A 21,533-nucleotide genomic window follows, 5' to 3' on the forward strand; every position below is an offset into this window, starting at 1 on the left:
TCGCAAGATCAAGCTCCTCGACGAGCGCGCGCCCATTAGGCATATCAAGAATTAGAGATCGCATAGCTGCCTATCTATTTTAGGTTATTGATCGACCTTCCAAAGCAGTAAAAGTTCTTGGAAGCCCAGCAAGGGGCGCGATCGAAATATGGTTTTGTGATCTAGAACCACTTTTCGCAGGCAAAACCCTACTCCCAATCCCCCTACATGCCTGCCGGTGAGCGGCGGGCGAGGTATTCCTATGTCAGCAGTTCAGCGATTCCACGAAGCAGCCAACGACGCCCTGGTCAAACTCAGCGAGTACTGCCTGCCAGGCGCGAAGCTTGCCCTGGTCATTGTCACCCCGGGCGAGCCGGAGCGAGACATCATCCTGGAAGACCAGGGCCTGGATAGAAACGAAGTGGTCAGCGCGCTGCGCCGGCGCGGCCTGAGCATCGACGGCGACAACGCCTACAAGCGCGACCTGTGCGACACGATTGTAGGGGCACTGGCTTTGGGTGCCCAGAACTCCAGCCCGCCGCCGGTGGATCACTGGGCGCAGCAGTTCTGGCAGATAGGCAGAGAGGAGCGTGCCGGGTGCGAAGAGTTGGTCGCGGCACTGACCCTTGCAGTCGAGCGCTGGACCCTGCTGGCAAACGAGTTCAAGCACACCACCCCGGAGCATGAGCGAGAACTCGCCGTGATCTCGCAAGCCAGGGACGCCATCTCCAAGGCCACCCGCTAACCCACCTTCTGCTGCCCAGCGCGGCAAGGAGCATCACCATGGCGACAGCCGAGAAGCTGGGCGATGAGTCCGGCCATGACAAGGTCACCGAAAAGCGGATGGCCGAACTGCTGGGCACCACGCCGAAAGCCCTGCAGCGCAAACGAGAACGTAACATCATCCCAGCCGGCGTCTGGTCGAAAATCGACGGGCGAATCATGTACAGCAAATGGAGGTATGACGAATGGCTAGAGAGCCAATGGAGCTGCCCACCGGAGTTGAGCTTGTCGGGAAGTCGATCAGGATCAGGTTCTCCTGGAACAAGAAGCGGCACTGCGAAACGCTCACTCTCCCGCAAACCGCTCGGGGAATCGCAGCAGCCGAGGCTTTACGTTCTCAAGTAATACAGCTGGCCAAGCTGGGCGCGCTTACACCGGAGAAATACAGGGAGTTGTTCCCTAATAGTCGGAGCGACTCCACTGGGCAAATGCCCATATTTTTCGATTACGCCCAGGACTGGCTGAACAGCCTCCAGATCGAAGACAGCACGCGCAAGAACTACAGAAGCACCATGCAAAACTACTGGGTACCGCACCTGGCCACGTACCCGCTCGACAAGATCACGCCGGTGCTCATGCGGAAAATCGTCAATGGTATTACGTGGACTTCGCCAATCCGCAGGAAGGGCGCCATACGGCTGGTGACCGGCCTGCTGACCCAGGCCGTGAATGATGAGTTGATTCTGAGGAACCCGGCCAACTCGATCCCGCCGACGCGTGTCACCAAGCGCGAGATCGACCCGTTCAGTCGCGAAGAGGCTGACGAATTGATCGAGAAGCTGTACGAAGTGACGAGCGGCTTGCAGGCTATTTACGCGTGTTTTTTTGAGTTTTCTTTCTATACAGGAATGCGTCCAGGCGAGGCGATGGCCCTGCGCTGGAGCGAGGTTGATACGCGCTCTCGGCGCGCCAAGGTGTGCCGTATCAGGCTGTACGGCAAGATCAAGGAGAGGACCAAAACGAAGGTCTCGCGGGAAGTTTTATTGAACGATCGAGCCTTGCAGGCACTCGAAAAAGCCAGACTACTTACGGCGGCGCGCTCTGATTACGTTTTCGCGCCGGAAGGCTCGGGTGAAAGATCAGAGCTGTACATCCGATCCGAAACTGGGGCTAAGCGTTATTGGTTGTCAGCCCTGCGCAAGAGCGGAATACGGTATCGCCGGATGTACGACACCAGGCACACCTACGCAACAATGTGCCTGATGTCCGGAATGAATCCCGCATTCATCGCTGCGCAACTTGGACACAGCGTCCAGGTACTGCTTTCGACCTATGCCAAGTGGATCAGCTCTTCGAGCGATTTCGCGGAGCTTGAAAAGCTGGATTTACCGAAAAACGGTACAAAATTGGTACTTGAATCACGGTAGATACGCCTAGGCCCAGCAAATACAAGGCCCAATGGAATATGTGCGGATTAGCTGGAGAGTTACGTTTTGATCAACAACCTGCCGACCTGGCAGCCATCGAACGCATCACCCACCACCTTGCACCCCGTGGTCCCGATGCCTGGGGATTTCACAGTCAAGGGCCGATAGCCCTCGGTCATCGCCGCCTGAAAATCATGGACCTGTCCGATGGTTCTGCGCAGCCCATGATCGACAGCCAATTGGGCCTTTCCCTGGCGTTCAACGGGGCGATCTACAACTTCCCTGAACTCCGCGCCGAACTGGAAGCCTTGGGGTATGCCTTTTATTCCGGGGGCGACACCGAAGTGCTGCTCAAGGGGTATCACGCGTGGGGCGAGGCGTTGCTGCCCAAGCTCAATGGCATGTTTGCCTTTGCCATTTGGGAGCGGGACGCCAAGCGCCTGTTCATTGCCCGCGACCGTTTGGGCGTCAAGCCGCTGTACCTGTCGCGCACCGGCGAACGGTTGCGCTTCGCCTCAACCCTGCCAGCCCTGCTCAAGGGTGGCGATATCAGCCCGATGCTCGACCCGGTTGCGCTTAACCATTACCTGAATTTTCATGCGGTGGTGCCGGCCCCGCGCACGCTGGTTGCGGGTATTGAAAAGCTGCCGCCTGCGACGTGGCTACGCATCGATGCCCAAGGCAATACGGAGCAGAAAACCTGGTGGACCTTGCCCTATGGCCCCCACGCCGACGAGGCTCACTTCACACTCGAAGACTGGCGCGACCGCGTACTCGACAGCACCCGTGAAGCCGTGGCCATTCGTCAACGCGCGGCGGTGGATGTCGGCGTGCTGCTCTCCGGCGGTGTGGACTCCAGCTTGTTGGTAGGGTTACTGCGCGAGGTTGGCGTACAAGACTTGTCGACCTTTTCCATCGGTTTTGAGGACGCAGGCGGTGAACGGGGTGATGAATTCCAGTATTCAGACCTGATTGCCAAGCATTACGGCACCCGTCATCACCAGCTGCGCATTGGCGAACACGAAATCATCGAGCAATTGCCTGCGGCTTTCCGCGCCATGAGCGAGCCGATGGTCAGCCATGACTGCATCGCCTTTTACCTGCTGTCGCGCGAAGTCGCCAAGCATTGCAAAGTGGTGCAGAGCGGTCAGGGCGCCGATGAGCTTTTCGCCGGTTATCACTGGTATCCGCAGGTCGATGGCGCCAGCGATCCGTATACGGCCTATCGCGAGGCGTTCTTTGATCGCAGCTACGACGAATACAAAGCCACCGTGCAGCCACAATGGCTCACGGCCAATGACGCTGCCGGGGACTTTGTGCGCGAGCACTTCGCCCAGCCGGGTGCCGACGCAGGCGTGGACAAGGCGCTGCGCCTGGACAGCACGGTGATGCTGGTGGATGACCCGGTCAAACGGGTCGACAACATGACCATGGCCTGGGGCCTTGAGGCACGTACGCCGTTTCTTGACTACCGCCTGGCCGAACTCTCGGCGCGTATCCCGGCACGTTTCAAGCTGCCCGATGGCGGCAAGCAGGTGCTTAAAGAAGCCGCCCGGCGGGTGATCCCCAGCGAGGTGATCGACCGTAAAAAAGGGTACTTCCCGGTCCCCGGTCTGAAACATTTACAGGGCGACACCCTGAACTGGGTGCGTGACTTGCTGCTCGATCCGAGCCAAGACCGCGGCCTGTTCCAGCCCGCGATGCTGGACCGCTTGCTGACCCACCCGCAAAGCCAGTTAACGCCGCTCAATGGCTCCAAACTGTGGCAACTGGCAGCCCTGAACCTGTGGCTGAGCGAACAAGGAATCTGACCCATGAAACCCCTCGCCACCGCTTACAGCCAACGCTTGCTGCGCGGACAAGCACCCTCCTACGAACGCCTGCAAGCGCGCTTCGCCGAAGACGGCAGCGCACTGGATACCCAACCGGTTGCTGTGCACTGCGGATGGGGACGCCTGCTGATCGGGCACACCTTTCCCGACCCGGCCAGCCTGGCCAACGAACTGCTGAATGAGCAAACCGGCGAGCGTGACATCGCCCTGTATGTGGCCGCGCCGCAACAGGTGCTGGCGCAGTCGCCGCAACAGTTGTTTCTCGACCCCTCGGACACTTTGCGCCTGTGGTTTACCGATTACCGCCAGGCCACCCGCGTGTTTCGCGGCTTCCGCATTCGCCGGGCGCAAACCGATGCTGACTGGGAGGCCATCAATTCGCTGTACATCGCCCGCAGCATGTTGCCGATTGACCCGACCCTGCTCACGGCCCGCCATCAGGGCGGCCCGGTGTACTGGATTGCGGAAGATGAGGACAGCGGCGCCGTGATCGGCAGCGTCATGGGCTTGAATCACCACACCGCGTTTCACGACCCGGAAAACGGCAGCAGCCTGTGGTGCCTGGCGGTCGATCCGCTGTGCCCGCGACCTGGCGTAGGCGAGGTGCTGGTGCGCCATCTGGTGGAGCATTTCATGAGCCGTGGCCTGAGCTACCTCGACCTGTCGGTGCTGCACGACAACCAACAGGCGAAGAATCTCTACAACAAGCTGGGGTTTCGCACCCTGTCGACCTTTGCCATCAAGCGCAAGAACGGCATCAATCAGCCTCTGTTCCTGGGCCCCGGCCCTGAAGCCGGGCTCAATCCTTATGCGCGGATTTTGGTGGAAGAAGCCTACAAGCGCGGGATTGACGTGCAGATTGATGACGCCAGCGCCGGTCTGTTTACCCTGAGCCACGGCGGGCGGCGCATTCGGTGCCGCGAGTCGCTGTCGGACCTGACCAGCGCCATCAGCATGAGTTTGTGTCAGGACAAAAGCCTGACCCACAAGGTGTTGAGTGCCGCGGGCCTGAGCTTGCCTACGCAACAACTGGCGGGCGAAGCCGATGACAACCTGGCGTTTCTGGAGCAACACGCACGCATCGTGGTCAAACCGCTGGACGGCGAGCAAGGCAATGGCGTGGCCGTTGACTTGAGCGACATTCAGCAGGTGCAGCAGGCCATTGAAGCCGCACGGTCGTTTGACAGTCGCGTGCTGCTTGAGAGTTTCCACGAAGGCCTCGACCTGCGCATTGTGGTGATCGGCTTTGAAGTGGTGGCCGCCGCTATCCGGCGCCCAGCCCAAGTGGTGGGCGATGGTCATCACAGCATCCTGCAATTGATCCAAGCGCAGAGCCGCCGACGGCAGGCCGCCACCGATGGGGAGAGTCGTATTCCGGTCGACGCGGAAACCGAGCGCACGGTTCAGGCTGCCGGGTATGAATACGCCAGTGTGCTGCCCGCGGGCGAAACGCTGGCGGTGCGCCGCGCTGCCAACCTGCACACCGGCGGCTGCCTGGAAGATGTCACCGACATCTTGCACCCGGTGCTCGCGGATGCCGCTGTGCGGGCCGCGCGCGCACTGGATATCCCGGTGGTCGGGCTCGACTTGATGGTCCCCGCCGCCGATCAACCCGAGTACGTGTTTATCGAAGCCAATGAGCGGGTCGGGCTGGCCAACCACGAACCGCAACCCACCGCCGAGCGCTTCATCGACTTGTTGTTCCCTCACCGTCAGCCTGCGCCTTAGGCCAGTCGCTGAACATCCCGTCAGGCCCGCCGCACGCCGTGCGCGCGGTGGGCCTCGTTTCAGGAGTCTTTATGAACCGCACTGTTCCCGAACCCGACCTCGATTACCTGCAACGGGTATTGCTGGAAATGCTCGCCATCCCCAGCCCCACCGGTTTCACCGACACCATTGTGCGTTACGTAGCAGAGCGCCTTGAGGAGCTGGGTATTCCCTTTGAACTGACCCGTCGCGGCACTTTGCGCGCCACCCTCAAGGGGCAGAAAAACAGCCCGGATCGCGCCGTGTCTGCGCATTTGGACACCATTGGCGCCAGCGTGCGTGCGATCAAGGACAACGGCCGTCTGGTGCTGGCCCCGGTAGGCTGCTGGTCCAGCCGTTTTGCCGAAGGCAGCCGCGTGAGCCTGTTTACCGACAACGGCGTGATCCGTGGCAGCGTGTTGCCTTTAATGGCATCAGGGCATGCCTTCAACACCGGCGTCGATGAACTGCCGATCAGTTGGGACCACATCGAGCTGCGCCTTGATGCGTACTGCGCGACCCGCGCCGACTGCGATTCGCTGGGGGTCAACGTGGGGGACTTCGTGGCGTTCGACCCATTGCCGGAATTCACCGAAAGCGGCCACATCAGCGCCCGGCATCTGGATGACAAAGCCGGGGTGGCCGCATTGCTGGCCGCGTTGAAGGCGATTGTAGAAAGTGGCGAACAGCCGCAAATCGACTGTCACCCGCTGTTCACCATCACCGAAGAAACCGGCAGCGGGGCTGCTGCCGCCCTGCCTTGGGACGTGAGTGAGTTTGTCGGGATCGACATTGCCCCGGTAGCACCCGGCCAGCATTCCAGCGAACACGCGGTGAGCGTGGCGATGCAGGATTCAGGCGGCCCGTATGACTATCACCTGTCGCGGCATTTGCTGCGCCTGGGCGCGGAGAACGAATTGCCGGTACGCCGGGACATGTTTCGCTACTACTTCAGCGATGCGCATTCAGCGGTCACGGCGGGGCACGATATTCGCTGTGCGCTGCTGGCATTTGGCTGTGATGCCACGCATGGCTATGAACGCACCCACATCGACAGTCTGGCGGCGTTAAGTCGCTTGCTTGGGGCGTACATGATGAGCCCGCCGGTGTTTGCCAGCGATGCGCAGCCGGCGCAGGGCTCGCTGGACAGGTTCAGTCACCAGCTGGAGCACGACACGCAAATGGAGAGCGACACACGGGTGCCGTCAGTGGATAGCCTGGTGGGCGATAACCGCACGTGATAAAAGCCCCTCACCCAGGCCAGGGTGAGGGGTGGAACTTAGACCTCGGCCTGCGCCCCTTCAAACCACGCAAGTTTCTCACGCAGCAGTACGACTTCGCCTACGATCACCAAGGTAGGTGCATGGACTTCGTGCTCAGCGACCAGCGTGGCCAGATTGCCCAGCGTGCCGGTGAATACCCGCTGATTGGTGGTCGTGCCCTGCTGGATCAAGGCGGCCGGGGTGTCCGCAGAACGACCATGGCGGATCAACTGTTCGCAGATGATCGGCAACCCCACCAGCCCCATGTAAAACACCAGGGTTTGCGCCGGGGCGACCAGATCGCTCCACGGCAAGTTGCTGGTGCCGTCTTTCAGGTGACCGGTGACGAATCGCACAGACTGCGCGTGGTCACGATGGGTCAGCGGAATACCGGCATACGCCGCACACCCGCTGGCGGCCGTAATGCCCGGCACCACTTGGAACGGAATCCCGTGGGCGGCCAGTTCTTCGATTTCCTCCCCCCCGCGACCAAAGATGAACGGGTCGCCCCCTTTGAGGCGCACCACACGCTTGCCCTGCTTGGCCAGATCCACCAACTGCTGGTTGATCTGGTCTTGCGGGACCGCATGATCGGCACGGCGCTTACCGACATAAATACGTTCGGCATCACGGCGGCACAGTTCCAGAATCGCAGGCGCCACAAGGCGGTCGTACAGCACCACATCGGCCTGTTGCATCAAGCGCAGTGCGCGGAAGGTCAGCAAGTCCGGATCGCCCGGCCCGGCTCCCACAAGGTAAACCTCGCCGGTGGCCAGCGTCGCTTCGCCATTGATTTTGGCGAGCAACAGACGCTCGGCTTCTGCGCCCTGCCCGGCCAGTTGGCGGTCAGCAATCGGCCCCTGAAACACGTCTTCCCAAAACGCTCGACGCTGTTGCACGTCAGGGAACAGGCCTTTGACCTGGGCACGAAAACGCGCAGCCAGACCCGCCAGTTGACCGTAGGTCGAAGGAATCCAGGTTTCGAGCTTGGCGCGGATCAAGCGGGCCAGCACGGGCGCATCGCCCCCGCTGGACACCGCAATCACCAACGGCGAGCGATCGACGATCGCCGGGAATATCACACTGCACAACGCAGGCGCATCCACCACATTGACCGGCACGCAACGCCGATGAGCATCGGCGCTGACTTGGGCATTGAGTGGTTCGTCGTCCGTTGCGGCAATGATCAGTACACACCCTTGCAGGTCTGCCTCCTCATAGCCGCGCAAGACTTGCTCACCACCGCTGCTGTCGATCAACGCGCACAACTGCGGCTCAATGGCGGGTGCAACCACCCGCAACACCGCGCCGGCGTCTGCCAGCAGGCGGGACTTGCGCAAGGCAATCTCCCCGCCGCCGACCACCAGGACACGGCTGCCACGCAGGTTATGAAACAGCGGCAGAAACTCCATTTAGCCGATGACCTCGATGCCGCCCATGTAAGGCTTGAGCACGTCCGGTACACGGATCGAACCGTCTGCCTGCTGGTAGTTTTCCAGCACCGCCACCAGCGTACGGCCCACCGCCAGACCCGAACCGTTCAAGGTATGCACCAGCTCCGGCTTGCCGGTTTCCGGGTTACGGAAACGCGCCTGCATGCGGCGCGCCTGGAAATCGCCACAGTTGGAGCACGAGGAAATTTCGCGGTATTTTTCCTGGCTCGGAATCCACACTTCCAGATCGTAGGTCTTGACCGCACTGAACCCCATGTCCCCGGTGCACAGCGCCAGGGTGCGGTACGGCAGTTCAAGCAGTTGCAGCACTTTTTCCGCGTTACCCACCAGGCCTTCCAGCGCATCCATCGAGGTGGACGGCTCGACGATCTGCACCATTTCAACCTTGTCGAACTGGTGTTGGCGGATCATGCCGCGTGTATCGCGACCCGACGCACCGGCTTCACTGCGGAAACACGGGGTGTGAGCCACGAACTTGATCGGCAGGTTTTTGTGGTCGACGATTTCGCCGGACACGATATTGGTCAACGACACTTCAGCGGTCGGGATCAGGTACAGATCCGCTTCGCCTTCGCGGCTGATCTTGAACAGGTCTTCTTCGAACTTGGGCAACTGGCCAGTCCCCTGCAACGCCGGGGCCTGAACCAGGTAAGGCGTGTAGGCCTCTTCATAGCCGTGTTCATTGATGTGCAGGTTCAACATGAACTGCGCCAGGGCGCGGTGCAGGCGGGCAATCGGGCCACGCAACAAGGCAAAACGTGCTCCGGACAATTTGGCGGCCGTTTCGAAATCCAGCCAGCCGTGTTGCTCGCCGAGCGCGACGTGGTCCTTGATATCGAAATCGAACGCAGCCGGTGTACCCCAGCGACGGATCTCGACGTTGTCGTCTTCGTCCGCGCCCACAGGCACAGAAGCGTCGGGCAGGTTAGGCAGGCTCAGCAGGATCGAATCCAGTTCAGTCTGGATGGCGTCCAGCTCAACCTTGCCGTTGGCCAGATCGCTGCCCATGGTTTCTACGCTGGCCATCAGCGGCGCGATGTCTTCGCCGCGCGCCTTGGCTTGACCGATACTTTTGGAGATCGCATTACGCTCTGCCTGCAGCTTCTCGGTCAGGGTCTGGACTTCCTTGCGCTTGGCTTCGAGCGCGTCAATGCGCGCCACGTCCAGCGTGAAGCCTCGGGATGCCAGGCGGTCCGCTACGTCCTGAAGGTTGCTACGTAACAGTTTGGAATCGAGCATGTCGGTTTCTCGTTTATCAAAGTTTGGTCAGGGACAGGCCAGCCCAGGTTGCGAGCAGCCCGCCGAATACGCTGAGAGCCGCATAGCCCAGTGCCAGTGGCACTTGCCCGCTTTCAAGCAGGCGCACCGTATCCAGTGAAAAGGATGAAAAGGTGGTCAAACCGCCCAGGAAACCCACCAGGAGTCCGGCACGGACCTCGATCGGTACTTCCGGGCGGATCAGGAAAAGTCCGTAAAGAATGCCAATCAGCAGGCAGCCCACGATATTAACGGCCAATGTCGCGGTATAGAAGTGCCGCGGCCAATTGGCGTTGATCCAGTTTCCGGTCGCAAAGCGCAACAACGTGCCGGCGACACCGCCGATAGAAACAGCTGCGACCAATGGAATCAAGGTTTTCTCCGCTGCAAGGGGCTGGCACGGTCCAGTGCGGCCAAGTGCTTGAGCTTCTCGCCGATTTTAAGCTCAAGGCCGCGCGGCACCGGTTGATAGAGCGGCAAAGGCTCCAGTTCATCGGGGAAATAATCCTCCCCCGCTGCGTAGGCATCCGGCTCATCGTGGGCGTAACGGTACTCGTCGCCATAACCGAGCTGCTTCATCAGTTTGGTCGGCGCATTGCGTAAGTGCAGCGGCACTTCAAGCGAGCCATATTCCGACGCACTGCGCAGCGCAGCTTTGAACCCCATGTACACCGCATTGCTTTTAGGCGCGCAGGCCAAGTAGGTAATGGCCTGCGCCACAGCTAGTTCGCCTTCAGGGCTGCCGAGACGCTCTTGTACGTCCCAGGCGGCCAGACACAGGCTCAGGGCCCGTGGATCCGCGTTACCGATGTCTTCACTGGCCATGCGCACCACCCGGCGCGCGATGTACAGCGGGTCGCAGCCGCCATCGATCATCCGCGCGAACCAGTACAGCGCGCCGTCGGGATTGGAGCCGCGCACCGATTTGTGCAGGGCCGATATCTGGTCGTAGAACGCTTCGCCGCCTTTGTCGAAACGTCGCTGGGTATCGCCGAGCAAGCTTTGCAGCAGGTCAGTCCCGATTTCGCTGTGGTCTTCAGCCAGGTCAGCCGCGTTTTCAAGCAGGTTGAGCAGGCGCCGACCGTCGCCGTCGGCAGCCCTGAGCAGCACGTGAAAGCCCTCATCGCTGAGGGTCAGCCCCCGCTTGCCCAAGCCCTTTTCTTCGGTCAGGGCGCGTTGCACCAACTTGAGCAAGGCCGCTTCATCCAGACTTTTGAGTACGTACACCCGCGCCCGCGACAGCAGTGCGTTGTTGAGCTCGAAAGACGGGTTTTCGGTGGTAGCGCCGATAAAAATCAGTGTGCCGTCTTCAACATACGGCAGGAACGCGTCCTGCTGCGACTTGTTGAAACGGTGGACTTCATCGACGAACAGGATGGTGCGACGGCCATATTGACCGGCCTGTTGCTTGGCCACTTCCACGGCCTGGCGAATCTCTTTAACCCCCGCCAGCACCGCTGACACGGTTTCAAAGTGCGCGTCAGACACTTGCGCCAGCAACCGCGCCAACGTGGTTTTGCCCACGCCCGGCGGGCCCCAGAAGATCATCGAGTGCAACGCGCCCTGTTCCAGCGCTTCACGCAGGGGCTTGCCGCGGGCCAACAGATGTTGCTGGCCCACGTACTCATCCAGATTGGCGGCGCGCAAACGGGCTGCCAGAGGCTGAGCGATTGGTGCACTTCGAAACAGGTCCATCACTGTTTAAACAACCTCACGTGTGTGCTGCGGGCCAATGCCATGGCGATGCTCACGCCCTGCCACGGGGGCGCTGACTGCGCGAAAAAACCGCTCTGGCACGGCCAGAAAAATACTAGCCGCGCGTCACCGCCCGATCGGCACAGTGAGTTACTCCTGGATGACATCAGCACCTTTGGGCACGACAAACTTGAATGTGCTGGCAGGAATGTCTTCATTCACCTTCACCCCGCTGAACAGGATATTGGTGCGCTGACCGACACTGTCGATCAATTGCATATCGTTGATCTTGCCGTTGCGGAAAGACAACCTGAGCGAGTCGAACAGGGTGTCTTTGGTTTTGGGTTTCAACATGAACTCCAACACCTCTCCCGACGGCTTGGAGGTGACGTCAAAACTCTGATCAATTTTTGAGACGTCTCCCGACAACAGCAAAGCAGGGGTCTGGTTCAAACGCTCATCCAGCTTCTTGATGGTCACCTGCTCCAGGTCCGGGTCCCAAAGAGTGACTTTATTGCCATCCGAGATCATGGTCTGTTCTTGAGGCGCATCGGTGTGCCAGTAGAACAGCCCCGGGCGCTTGACCGACATGACACCGGCCGTTTCCTGCAATTGAGTGCCGCTGCCATCCAGCGTCAACTGACTGAAACGGGCCGAGATGGTATTGGACTGTCCCAACAGTTGGCCTAACCGTTTTACGTCCTGTTCGCCGGCATGAGCCGCAAGAGAAGACATAGCCAGAACCGGTAGCAACAGCATGCTGAAAAAACGCATGAAAACCCTCTTTGATTAGTTAAACCCAGCCCGCGAGTGCGCCGCGGGCCGATCAGTCGCGTAGTGGGGCCGGCGCCAGAACTTCACGCGAGCCATTGGTGTTCATGGAGGTTACAACCCCGGCCATTTCCATGGATTCAATCATGCGGGCCGCGCGGTTGTAGCCGATTTTCAATTTTCGCTGAACGGCTGAAATAGAGGCGCGACGGCTTTCCAGTACAAACTGGACAGCTTCGTCATACAAGGCGTCGGTTTCTGCATCATCACCGCCTTCGCTACCACCGCCCTCAAAGCCGCTGCCTGCTTCTTCCACCCCGCTGAGGATGTCGTCGTTGTAATCCGGGCTGCCGCGCAGCTTCCAGGCTTCAACCACACGGTGCACTTCTTCGTCGGACACAAACGCGCCATGCACGCGAATCGGCAAGCTAGTGCCAGGCGGCATGTAGAGCATGTCACCGTGCCCCAGCAGTTGCTCGGCACCGCCCTGGTCGATGATGGTCCGGGAGTCGATCTTGCTCGACACCTGAAACGCCATGCGGGTCGGAATGTTGGCCTTGATCAGACCGGTGATCACATCCACAGAAGGACGCTGGGTCGCGAGAATCAAGTGAATGCCCGCCGCCCGGGCCTTTTGCGCAATGCGGGCAATCAGCTCTTCCACCTTCTTGCCGACGATCATCATCATGTCGGCAAATTCGTCGACCACCACGACGATGGTCGGCAATTTGGTCAGCAGCGGCGCTTCGTCGTGGATGCTTTCGCGCTTGTACAGCGGATCGGTCAACGGCTCGCCCGCTTCTTGGGCGTCCTTGATCTTCTGGTTGAAGCCCGCGAGGTTACGCACGCCCATCTTGGCCATCAGCTTGTAGCGACGCTCCATCTCCGCCACGCTCCAGCGCAAGGCGTTGGCGGCGTCTTTCATGTCGGTCACTACTGGGCACAGCAAGTGCGGGATGCCTTCGTAAATCGACAGTTCGAGCATTTTCGGGTCAATCATGATCAGCTTGGCGTCTTCCGGGCCCGACTTGAACAGGATCGACAGAATCATTGCGTTGACGCCAACCGACTTACCGGAACCCGTAGTACCGGCTACCAGCAAGTGCGGCATTTTCGCCAGATCGGTAATCACCGGTTTGCCGCCGATGTCATGCCCCAGGGCCAGGGCAACGGGCGACTTGGCATTATCAAATTCGGGGGTCGACAGCACTTCGCTGAAACGCACGATCTGGCGGTCTTCGTTAGGGATCTCGATACCCACGGTGGTTTTACCCGGAATGACTTCAACCACCCGCACGCTGGTTACCGCCAGAGAACGAGCAAGGTCCTTGGCCAGGTTGGCAATGCGACTGACTTTGACGCCTGCTGCGGGCTGAATCTCGTAACGGGTAATGACCGGGCCCGGGTGGATGGAGTCCACCGAGACCTCTACGCCGAACTCCTTGAGCTTGATCTCGAGCAGATGCCCCACCGCCGCCAGTGATTCAGGGGAGTAGTTGAGCTGCTTCTTTTCGGCCGGGTCGAGAATCGAGATCGGTGGCAGCGTGCCTTCAACCGCACTGTCGACAAACAGCGGCACCTGCTTCTCTTTCTGCACGCGCTTGCTGGGCTCCGGCGCCTTGGTGGGCACTGGGGTAATCACGGCCGGCACGTGTTTTTCACGTTCAGACATGTGCTTGCTCAGGGCCTGTTCGCGCTCGATCAGGCGCTCCTTGGCCTTGGCCTGCTCGCGCTTGTCGGAAACGCTGGGAGCCACCACTTCACTGACACGGGTGTCGACTTCTCGCAATTGCGCTTGCAGTTGCTTGCGTTCAGCACGATCTGACCACCAGCGATTGGCTGCGCCCTGAATCAACTCAAACAGATCAAGGGTGATCTTGCCCGTCAGATCCATCACCTTGAACCACGACAAGTCCGTGAATACGGTCAGGCCAAACAGGAACAACGCAATCAGCAGCAGCGTACTGCCCTGCACGTTCAACGCGTTCCTGGCCAGATCCCCCAGGCTTTCGCCCAGTGCACCACCGGCACCTGCCGGCAGGCCGGAAGCCGAGTGAAAATGAATGTGGGCCAGGGCCGCGCCGGACAGCACCAGAAACACCAGCCCGATCAGACGCCACGAAAACAGCCAGCCGCTCCACTGCCAGGGCTGATGCCGCTCACGGAAGATCTGGTAAGCCTTGACCGCCAGCAGCAGCGGAAAGATGTAGGCGAAGTAGCCCAGCACCATGAACAGGATGTCCGCGCTGTAAGAACCGGCAGGCCCGCCGAAGTTCTGCACATCCACCACGCGGCTGTTATGACTCCAGCCGGGATCGTCTTTGGCATAGGTCAGCAACGCCATCATCAGGAACAGGCAAAGGGCGCCAATCGCAATCAACGCACCTTCCTTGAGCCGGTAGTGCAATTGCTGACGCCAGAGAGGAACTTCTTTAGGTGCTGCTGTGGATTTCTTCAAAACGCGTGTTTTCCTGCGCCTGTGGCGCGCCCTACTATGGATTGACTGCAAAAATACTGCTCACGGCGAGCAGGTGACAAGTTCAGACATGAAACTGGACTAGCCTTACACACAGCCTTGTACTATTACGTGTTTTTTCATGACCAGCCCGCCATGTAAAACAGTGAATACTGTGCAGCTTAGAACAGCTCAAACAGGCGGGCCATTGTACGGGTTTGAGCCGCCGATGCCATGCTGGCACCCGAGGTTACAGAAATTGTCTTGTGCTACGCCCCAAAGCGCCAATTTGAGCATGCATTGCCTTGTGTGACAAAGACTTATAACAGGCGCCGCACAGCCCCTGAATTGACTGCCAGATCGACTGAGACCGCACTTGCGCGACAGAGTTGCAGCCGCCCTCCCCTTCTACTGTAAGACTCAATGCCATGCTGACCTGGTTGAAACGCGACTCCCTGACATTCCCCCCCTTGGCCAACGCCATGCGCGAGCCCAATGGTTTACTTGCCGCAGGCGGCGATTTGTCGGCCGACCGCCTGGTCCAGGCCTATCGTCATGGCTGTTTTCCGTGGTTTTCCGAAGGCCAGCCCATCCTGTGGTGGTCGCCAGACCCGCGCACGGTGCTATTTCCGGATGAGCTGCATGTTTCACGCAGTTTGGGCAAAGTGCTGCGCCAGCAGCGATACACCGTTACCTACGACCGGGATTTTGTGGCGGTCATCCAGGCCTGCGCGGCACCACGCGCCTACGCCGATGGCACGTGGATCACGGACGACATGCAAAATGCTTACATCGAACTGCACGAACGTGGACACGCCCATTCTGTTGAGGTGTGGGAGAACGATGAACTGGTGGGCGGGTTGTACGGCCTGGCGATGGGCCAGCTGTTTTTTGGCGAATCCATGTTCAGCCGCGCCGACAACGCGTCCAAAGTCGGATTTGCCGCCCTGGTCAAACAGCTTCAGGCCTGGGGATTTGTCTTGATTGACTGTCAGATGCCTACCCGCCATCTCGAAAGCCTCGGCGCACGCTCCATCCCGCGCGCGCAGTTCGCCGATTACCTGCACAACCATCTCGACCAACCGACAACCGCCTGCTGGCCCCGCCAAGCATGACCGTAGCGCAAAGTTGCCCGCGCCGAGTGCGGGAGAACACTCCAGGTTTAACGGGCGAGTTTTCCGAGCTGGCTTACACTTAATTCAAGGATTCACCGAGGGCCGATCATGACCGAGCTGGCGCGTTTGAAGTTTTATGCCACTCAACCTCACGCTTGCAGCTACCTGCCCGACGAACAAGCCACGACGCTGTTCCTCGATCCCAGCCAGCCGATGGACGTGCAGGTGTACGCCGACTTGTCCGAAATGGGCTTTCGCCGCAGTGGCGACCACCTTTACCGCCCACACTGCCTGCGATGCGATGCATGCACGGCAACACGCATCCCTGTGGCGCTTTTTAACCCGAGCCGTCAGCAAAAGCGCATCTTCAAGCGCAATGCAGACCTGCACGTGCAGGTGGCCAGGCCGGGGTTCAGCGAAGAACACTTCGACCTGTATCAGCGCTACATCGAGCAACGCCATGCCGATGGCGATATGTACCCGCCCAGCCGCGATCAATTTTCGACGTTTCTGGTGCGCGACCTGCCATTTTCCAGATTCTATGAATTCAGGCTCGACGGACGGCTGCTGGCAGTGGCCGTAACAGATGTGCTGCCTAACGGCCTGTCTGCGGTTTACACCTTTTATGATCCCGACGAAGAGCGGCGCAGCCTGGGCCGCTATTGCATCCTGTGGCAAATCACGGAAGCCGAGCGCCTTGGACTGGAAGCCGTTTACCTCGGTTACTGGATCAAAAACTGCAAAAAAATGAATTACAAGACCGAATACAGGCCTATTGAACTGCTGATTAACCAAAGATGGAGCACTCTTTACTGAACCCCCTTGGCGTGAACCCCACTTTTCGGGCACAATGCACGCCGCTTTTGCCTGGCGCAGTTGCACCGGGCCATTCACTGGACACCGAGGGCTTTACTGCATGTCGAAAGAAGACAGCTTCGAAATGGAAGGCACTGTCGTCGACACCCTGCCCAACACCATGTTTCGCGTGGAGTTGGAAAATGGGCACGTCGTAACCGCGCATATCTCCGGCAAGATGCGCAAGAACTACATTCGTATTCTTACCGGTGACAAAGTGCGCGTCGAGCTGACGCCCTATGACTTGAGCAAAGGGCGCATCACTTACCGCGCTCGCTAATCAAGTCAATACAAAACGCCCGGTTCTGCCGGGCGTTTTTGTTTGCCTGCGATTTGTCAGCATCCGGATCACCACGCCATAAAAAAAGCGCCTTTCGGCGCTTTTTTATGCTGGGCTGCTTTATGCCATTTCAACCGCGGTTTCAAACTCGAAGGTCAACTCGCCGTCTTTCAGGTCGATGTGAACCACTCCGCCATGATCGGCCAATTCGCCAAAGAGGATCTCTTCCGCCAGCGGGCGCTTGATCTTGTCCTGAATCAGACGCGCCATCGGGCGCGCGCCCATCAGCACATCGTAACCACCCGCTGCCAGCCAGCCACGTGCCGCGTCTGTGACATCAAGCTGCACGTGTTTGTCTTCCAGCTGCGCCTGAAGCTCGGTAAGGAACTTGTCCACCACACTTTTGATGACCTCGTGACTGAGGCGACCAAACTGAATAATGGTGTCCAGGCGGTTGCGGAACTCCGGCGTGAAGCTTTTCTTGATCGCTTCCATGGCATCGGACGAGTGATCCTGGAAGGTAAACCCGATCGAAGCCCTGGAAGCGGTCTCGGCCCCGGCATTGGTGGTCATGATAATGATCACGTTACGGAAGTCGGCCTTACGTCCGTTGTTGTCGGTGAGCGTCCCGTGGTCCATGACCTGCAACAAAAGGTTAAAGACTTCAGGGTGCGCCTTCTCGATTTCATCGAGCAGCAACACGCAATGCGGCTGCTTGGTGATTGCCTCCGTCAGCAACCCCCCCTGATCAAACCCTACGTACCCGGGAGGAGCGCCGATCAGACGCGAGACGGTGTGCCTTTCCATGTACTCGGACATGTCAAAGCGCACCAGCTCAACCCCCAGCGCCTTGGCCAGTTGACGGGCCGCTTCGGTTTTACCCACGCCCGTCGGGCCTGCGAACAGGAAGGAACCGACCGGTTTGTCAGGCGATTTGAGTCCTGCACGCGAGAGCTTGATAGCCGTCGACAACGAATCAATGGCCGCATCCTGACCAAATACGGTCAGTTTCAAGTCACGCTCAAGGTTGCGCAGGAGTTCTTTATCGGAACTGGACACATGCTTAGGCGGAATTCGGGCGATTTTCGCCACGATGTCTTCCACCTGCTCGACCTCGATACGCTTGACGCGCTTCTCAACCGGCTGCAGGCGCTGGTAAGCACCCGCCTCGTCGATGACATCAATGGCCTTGTCGGGCATATGGCGATCGTTGATGTAGCGTGATGCCAGCTCAGCCGCGGCACGCAGCGATTCGTCGCTGTATTCGATGCTGTGGTGCTGCTCAAAACGCCCTTTCAGCCCGCGCAGAATGCCGATGGTGTCTTCAACCGACGGCTCGGACACGTCCACTTTCTGGAAGCGACGCGCCAGTGCACGGTCCTTCTCGAAAATGCCACGAAATTCCTGGAACGTTGTGGAACCGATGCAGCGGATGTCCCCGGAAGACAGGAGCGGCTTGAGCAGATTGGACGCGTCCATCACGCCACCCGATGCAGCGCCAGCACCAATAATGGTGTGGATCTCATCGATAAACAGGATGGCTTGCGGGCGCTTCTTCAGCTCACCCAGCAACGCCTTGAACCGCTTCTCGAAATCGCCACGGTATTTGGTACCGGCCAGTAACGCACCCAGGTCCAACGAATAGACGATGCTATTGGCCAGCAAGTCCGGCACTTGATTATCAACAATACGCTTAGCCAGGCCTTCAGCAATTGCGGTTTTACCCACCCCGGCCTCACCGACCAGCAACGGATTATTTTTACGGCGACGCGCAAGGATTTGAGCCACGCGCTCGACTTCGTGCTCACGCCCAACCAGCGGGTCAATGCGACCCTGACGAGCCAGCTCGTTCAAGTTGCTGGCATAGGCGTCCAGCGGATTGCTCGAAGAGGAGGTTTCACCCCCTTCCTCATCTTGCATGTCCTGTTCGCCGTCGGAATGTTCACCGTGGCCCGGCACTTTGGAGATGCCGTGTGCAATGAAATTCACCACATCGATGCGGGCAACGCTTTGTTGCTTGAGCAGGAATACCGCCTGGCTTTCCTGCTCGCTGAAAATGGCCACGAGCACGTTGGCGCCGGTCACTTCACGCTTGCCCGAACTTTGGACGTGAAATACCGCACGCTGCAGGACCCGTTGAAAACCGAGCGTAGGCTGGGTTTCCCGGTCTTCATCGTGAACGGGGATCAGAGGGGTTGTGGAATCAATAAACTCTTGCAGGTCATGCTTGAGTTTGTCGAGGTTTGCGCCGCAGGCGCGTAGAACGGTTGCGGCTGCCTCATTATCTAAAAGCGCAAGAAGGAGGTGCTCAACCGTCATGAACTCATGACGCTTGGAGCGGGCTTCCTTGAAGGCAAGATTGAGGGTGACTTCGAGCTCGCGGTTTAACATGGCTTCACCTCATACCCAAGTGGTCGGCGTTAACCGTCCTTCTCGATTTCACAGAGTAGCGGATGCTGGCTTTCGCGTGCGTACTGATTTACCTGCATGGCCTTGGTCTCGGCAATGTCGCGGGTAAAGATGCCGCACACTGCCCGTCCTTCTGTATGAACGGCCAGCATGACCTTGGTCGCCAATTCGCGATTCAAGTTAAAAAACACCTCAAGTACTTCGACGACGAAATCCATGGGTGTGTAGTCATCGTTGAACAAAACCACCTTGTACATCGGCGGCGCCTGAAGTGCGGGCTTAGCCTCTTGCACAGCCAAGCCAGCGGAGTCGTCGTCATCAAAATCGGGTCGATCCTGATTGAATGTTAGTCGAATCTGGCTGATTGCATGCATGGAAAGAAAGGTTCGTCGTTGTGCGGTTACAGTGATGGAGGCAGGCGCGTCAAATTTCAACAGCGCCGCCGCGTGACCTTGACTATCGGTAAAACGGTGTTACAACCATTGGTACCCAATGTGGGGAGTAAAGGTCCGCACAGTCAACCACTTTCAGGGTCGATGTGCGAGTGAACTGGATGATACTCCAGTGATGGAGTCGTTTGCAGCAGAGGGATATGAGTATGCAAGGCACGGTCAAGTGGTTCAACAATGCCAAAGGCTTCGGCTTTATCAACACGGACGCCAAGGAAGGCAAAGATGAACAAGGAGACAAGATCGACTTTTTCGCCCACTTTTCAGCCATTGAAATGGACGGCTACAAGACGCTCAAAGCGGGCCAGCCAGTCAATTTCGAAATCACTCAAGGCCCCAAAGGCCTGCACGCAGTGAAGATCACCAGCAATAAAGTCACCTCCCCCACGACTGCGACAGAGGCCAACACCCTCTCGGTCTGACCCGCCGATCCCACAGTCAGTGCAAAAAAAGGCCGATTCACTCACATGAATCGGCCTTTTCTGTCATTGAACGCTACATATGAGCGATCAGCGCATCGCCAAAACCTGAAGACGACACCAACGTGGCGCCTTCCATCAGGCGTTCGAAGTCATACGTCACGGTTTTGGCCGAAATTGCACCATTGGTGCCTTTGATAATCAGGTCCGCTGCTTCGGTCCAGCCCATGTGTCGCAGCATCATTTCAGCAGACAGGATGAGCGATCCGGGGTTGACCTGATCCTTGCCCGCGTACTTGGGCGCCGTGCCGTGGGTGGCCTCGAACATTGCGATGGTGTCCGATAGGTTGGCGCCCGGCGCAATACCGATACCGCCCACTTCTGCTGCAAGCGCATCGGACAGGTAGTCACCGTTGAGATTAAGCGTGGCGATCACGTCATATTCGGCGGGACGCAGCAGAATCTGCTGGAGCATGGCGTCGGCAATGGCGTCCTTGACGATGACATTGCGCCCGGTTTTAGGGTTCTTGAATTGCATCCACGGGCCACCGTCGAGCAGGGTTGCACCGAACTCCTCGGCCGCCACTTCATAGGCCCATTCCTTGAAGGCACCTTCAGTGAACTTCATGATGTTGCCTTTGTGCACGATGGTCAGCGACTCGCGGTCGTTGTCCACCACATATTGCAAGGCTTTGCGCGCCAGACGCTTGGTGCCTTCTCGGGAGACCGGTTTGACGCCGATGCCGCAGTCCTGGTCGAAACGGATTTTGGTCACACCCATTTCTTCTTTCAGGAACTTGATCACCTTGTTCGCTTCAGGCGAACCGGCTTTCCATTCGATGCCGGCATAAATGTCTTCGGAGTTCTCGCGGAAGATGGTCATGTCGACGTCGCCCGGCTTTTTGACCGGACTGGGCACGCCTTCAAACCAACGCACGGGGCGCAGGCAGACATACAGATCGAGTTGCTGGCGCAGGGCTACGTTCAAGGAGCGAATACCGCCACCAACCGGCGTGGTCAGCGGGCCCTTGATCGACACGACGTATTCCTTGACCGCATCCAGTGTTTCCTGAGGCAGCCACGTGTCCTGATCGTAAACCTGAGTCGCCTTCTCGCCCGCATACACCTCCATCCAGGAGATGTTGCGCTTGCCGCCGTAGGCCTTGCTCACGGCAGCATCCACCACTTTGATCATGACCGGGCTGATATCGACACCGATGCCGTCACCTTCGATGTAAGGAATGATCGGGTTGTCGGGCACGTTCAGGGAGTGGTCTGCATTGACGGTGATTTTTTCACCTGCGGCTGGAACCTTGATCTTGTTGTATCCCATGCTGAACTCCATATGTGGGTTTAACATCTATGCCGCTCTCGAGCGTAACCCAGTTGAATGGGGACGCAAACC

The 21,533-nt window shown here is 58.8% G+C and carries 19 protein-coding genes; 10 read left to right on the forward strand and 9 right to left on the reverse strand.

What is annotated here, in order from left to right; translation table 11 throughout:
- Positions 1-241 precede the first annotated feature (241 nt).
- The 6 genes from BKD70_RS15585 to BKD70_RS15605 all read left to right on the forward strand — a co-directional run bounded on the left by BKD70_RS15585 (position 242) and on the right by BKD70_RS15605 (position 6,948).
- On the forward strand, positions 242-724 hold the full coding sequence (locus BKD70_RS15585) for a hypothetical protein (protein WP_047274342.1): 483 nt from the start codon (positions 242-244) through the stop codon (positions 722-724).
- Between the two features lie 38 nt (positions 725-762).
- On the forward strand, positions 763-1,107 hold the full coding sequence (locus tag BKD70_RS25410; protein ID WP_240478008.1) for a helix-turn-helix domain-containing protein: 345 nt from the start codon (positions 763-765) through the stop codon (positions 1,105-1,107).
- Positions 1,008-2,129 (forward strand): tyrosine-type recombinase/integrase, encoded by a 1,122-nt coding sequence (locus BKD70_RS15590; RefSeq protein WP_249275325.1) that lies wholly within the window; start codon positions 1,008-1,010, stop codon positions 2,127-2,129. Before BKD70_RS25410 ends, BKD70_RS15590 begins: the two co-directional genes overlap by 100 nt.
- A 38-nt stretch (positions 2,130-2,167) precedes the next feature.
- The gene (locus tag BKD70_RS15595) at positions 2,168-3,940 is read left to right on the forward strand and encodes an N-acetylglutaminylglutamine amidotransferase (protein WP_047274340.1); all 1,773 of its coding nucleotides are present in this window, start codon (positions 2,168-2,170) and stop codon (positions 3,938-3,940) included.
- Positions 3,941-3,943: 3 nt separating this feature from the next.
- Positions 3,944-5,689 (forward strand): N-acetylglutaminylglutamine synthetase, encoded by a 1,746-nt coding sequence (gene ngg, locus BKD70_RS15600; protein WP_047274339.1) that lies wholly within the window; start codon positions 3,944-3,946, stop codon positions 5,687-5,689.
- 71 nt (positions 5,690-5,760) lie between these two features.
- Positions 5,761-6,948 carry an osmoprotectant NAGGN system M42 family peptidase gene (locus BKD70_RS15605; RefSeq protein ID WP_047274338.1) on the forward strand — a complete coding sequence of 396 codons (1,188 nt, stop codon included), beginning with the start codon at positions 5,761-5,763 and terminating at the stop codon, positions 6,946-6,948.
- Positions 6,949-6,986: 38 nt separating this feature from the next.
- Here BKD70_RS15605 and cysG read toward each other — a convergent pair whose 3' ends face one another.
- The 6 genes from cysG to BKD70_RS15635 all read right to left on the reverse strand — a co-directional run bounded on the left by cysG (position 6,987) and on the right by BKD70_RS15635 (position 14,604).
- Positions 6,987-8,381, reverse strand: a complete 1,395-nt coding sequence (cysG, locus tag BKD70_RS15610; RefSeq protein WP_047274337.1) for a siroheme synthase CysG — start codon at positions 8,379-8,381, stop codon at positions 6,987-6,989.
- Complete coding sequence (serS, locus tag BKD70_RS15615; RefSeq protein ID WP_047274336.1) at positions 8,382-9,662, reverse strand: serine--tRNA ligase; 1,281 nt, start codon at positions 9,660-9,662, stop codon at positions 8,382-8,384. It lies immediately after the preceding gene.
- 16 nt (positions 9,663-9,678) lie between these two features.
- The gene (gene crcB / locus BKD70_RS15620) at positions 9,679-10,053 is read right to left on the reverse strand and encodes a fluoride efflux transporter CrcB (protein WP_047274335.1); all 375 of its coding nucleotides are present in this window, start codon (positions 10,051-10,053) and stop codon (positions 9,679-9,681) included.
- Positions 10,050-11,375 carry a replication-associated recombination protein A gene (locus BKD70_RS15625; protein ID WP_047274334.1) on the reverse strand — a complete coding sequence of 442 codons (1,326 nt, stop codon included), beginning with the start codon at positions 11,373-11,375 and terminating at the stop codon, positions 10,050-10,052. The genes crcB and BKD70_RS15625 overlap by 4 nt, the downstream gene beginning before the upstream one ends.
- A gap of 150 nt (positions 11,376-11,525) precedes the next feature.
- Positions 11,526-12,149 carry an outer membrane lipoprotein chaperone LolA gene (gene lolA / locus BKD70_RS15630; protein ID WP_047274333.1) on the reverse strand — a complete coding sequence of 208 codons (624 nt, stop codon included), beginning with the start codon at positions 12,147-12,149 and terminating at the stop codon, positions 11,526-11,528.
- A 52-nt stretch (positions 12,150-12,201) separates the two neighbouring features.
- Complete coding sequence (locus BKD70_RS15635; protein ID WP_047274332.1) at positions 12,202-14,604, reverse strand: DNA translocase FtsK; 2,403 nt, start codon at positions 14,602-14,604, stop codon at positions 12,202-12,204.
- Between the two features lie 425 nt (positions 14,605-15,029).
- On the opposite strand from BKD70_RS15635, the gene aat reads away from it, so the two are divergent.
- The 3 genes from aat (at position 15,030) to infA (ending at position 16,851) form a co-directional block, all read left to right on the forward strand.
- On the forward strand, positions 15,030-15,716 hold the full coding sequence (gene aat / locus BKD70_RS15640) for a leucyl/phenylalanyl-tRNA--protein transferase (protein ID WP_047274331.1): 687 nt from the start codon (positions 15,030-15,032) through the stop codon (positions 15,714-15,716).
- Between the two features lie 108 nt (positions 15,717-15,824).
- Positions 15,825-16,532, forward strand: coding sequence for an arginyltransferase (locus BKD70_RS15645; protein WP_047274330.1), 708 nt, complete (start codon positions 15,825-15,827; stop codon positions 16,530-16,532).
- Between the two features lie 100 nt (positions 16,533-16,632).
- Positions 16,633-16,851: a translation initiation factor IF-1 gene (gene infA, locus BKD70_RS15650; protein WP_002553999.1), complete on the forward strand. Its 219-nt coding sequence runs from the start codon at positions 16,633-16,635 to the stop codon at positions 16,849-16,851.
- 120 nt (positions 16,852-16,971) lie between these two features.
- Here infA and clpA read toward each other — a convergent pair whose 3' ends face one another.
- Both clpA and clpS read right to left on the reverse strand, forming a co-directional pair.
- The gene (gene clpA, locus BKD70_RS15655) at positions 16,972-19,242 is read right to left on the reverse strand and encodes an ATP-dependent Clp protease ATP-binding subunit ClpA (protein WP_047274328.1); all 2,271 of its coding nucleotides are present in this window, start codon (positions 19,240-19,242) and stop codon (positions 16,972-16,974) included.
- Positions 19,243-19,271: 29 nt separating this feature from the next.
- Positions 19,272-19,634, reverse strand: a complete 363-nt coding sequence (gene clpS, locus BKD70_RS15660; protein ID WP_047274327.1) for an ATP-dependent Clp protease adapter ClpS — start codon at positions 19,632-19,634, stop codon at positions 19,272-19,274.
- Positions 19,635-19,858: 224 nt separating this feature from the next.
- Here clpS and BKD70_RS15665 point away from each other — a divergent pair, with 224 nt between their 5' ends.
- Positions 19,859-20,131 (forward strand): cold shock domain-containing protein, encoded by a 273-nt coding sequence (locus tag BKD70_RS15665; RefSeq protein ID WP_139047502.1) that lies wholly within the window; start codon positions 19,859-19,861, stop codon positions 20,129-20,131.
- Positions 20,132-20,204: 73 nt separating this feature from the next.
- Here the strand turns inward: BKD70_RS15665 and icd are convergent, their stop codons facing one another.
- On the reverse strand, positions 20,205-21,461 hold the full coding sequence (gene icd / locus BKD70_RS15670) for an NADP-dependent isocitrate dehydrogenase (RefSeq protein WP_047274325.1): 1,257 nt from the start codon (positions 21,459-21,461) through the stop codon (positions 20,205-20,207).
- Positions 21,462-21,533: the final 72 nt, after the last annotated feature.

The sequence above is a fragment of the Pseudomonas sp. BS-2016 genome (genome assembly GCF_001806145.1).
GTDB classification, from domain to species: Bacteria; Pseudomonadota; Gammaproteobacteria; order Pseudomonadales; family Pseudomonadaceae; genus Aquipseudomonas; species Aquipseudomonas lundensis.

What these genes read in the sequence shown, in the direction of transcription:
- serS (WP_047274336.1), bottom strand. Translation starts at nt 9,662, where the DNA reads ATGCTCGATTCCAAACTGTTACGTAGCAACCTTCAGGACGTAGCGGAC.
- clpS (WP_047274327.1), bottom strand. Translation starts at nt 19,634, where the DNA reads ATGCATGCAATCAGCCAGATTCGACTAACATTCAATCAGGATCGACCC.
- BKD70_RS15625 (WP_047274334.1), bottom strand. Translation starts at nt 11,375, where the DNA reads ATGGACCTGTTTCGAAGTGCACCAATCGCTCAGCCTCTGGCAGCCCGT.
- BKD70_RS15665 (WP_139047502.1), top strand. Translation starts at nt 19,859, where the DNA reads ATGCAAGGCACGGTCAAGTGGTTCAACAATGCCAAAGGCTTCGGCTTT.
- cysG (WP_047274337.1), bottom strand. Translation starts at nt 8,381, where the DNA reads ATGGAGTTTCTGCCGCTGTTTCATAACCTGCGTGGCAGCCGTGTCCTG.
- infA (WP_002553999.1), top strand. Translation starts at nt 16,633, where the DNA reads ATGTCGAAAGAAGACAGCTTCGAAATGGAAGGCACTGTCGTCGACACC.
- BKD70_RS15595 (WP_047274340.1), top strand. Translation starts at nt 2,168, where the DNA reads ATGTGCGGATTAGCTGGAGAGTTACGTTTTGATCAACAACCTGCCGAC.
- clpA (WP_047274328.1), bottom strand. Translation starts at nt 19,242, where the DNA reads ATGTTAAACCGCGAGCTCGAAGTCACCCTCAATCTTGCCTTCAAGGAA.
- ngg (WP_047274339.1), top strand. Translation starts at nt 3,944, where the DNA reads ATGAAACCCCTCGCCACCGCTTACAGCCAACGCTTGCTGCGCGGACAA.
- BKD70_RS15605 (WP_047274338.1), top strand. Translation starts at nt 5,761, where the DNA reads ATGAACCGCACTGTTCCCGAACCCGACCTCGATTACCTGCAACGGGTA.
- BKD70_RS15585 (WP_047274342.1), top strand. Translation starts at nt 242, where the DNA reads ATGTCAGCAGTTCAGCGATTCCACGAAGCAGCCAACGACGCCCTGGTC.
- aat (WP_047274331.1), top strand. Translation starts at nt 15,030, where the DNA reads ATGCTGACCTGGTTGAAACGCGACTCCCTGACATTCCCCCCCTTGGCC.
- lolA (WP_047274333.1), bottom strand. Translation starts at nt 12,149, where the DNA reads ATGCGTTTTTTCAGCATGCTGTTGCTACCGGTTCTGGCTATGTCTTCT.
- BKD70_RS25410 (WP_240478008.1), top strand. Translation starts at nt 763, where the DNA reads ATGGCGACAGCCGAGAAGCTGGGCGATGAGTCCGGCCATGACAAGGTC.
- icd (WP_047274325.1), bottom strand. Translation starts at nt 21,461, where the DNA reads ATGGGATACAACAAGATCAAGGTTCCAGCCGCAGGTGAAAAAATCACC.
- BKD70_RS15645 (WP_047274330.1), top strand. Translation starts at nt 15,825, where the DNA reads ATGACCGAGCTGGCGCGTTTGAAGTTTTATGCCACTCAACCTCACGCT.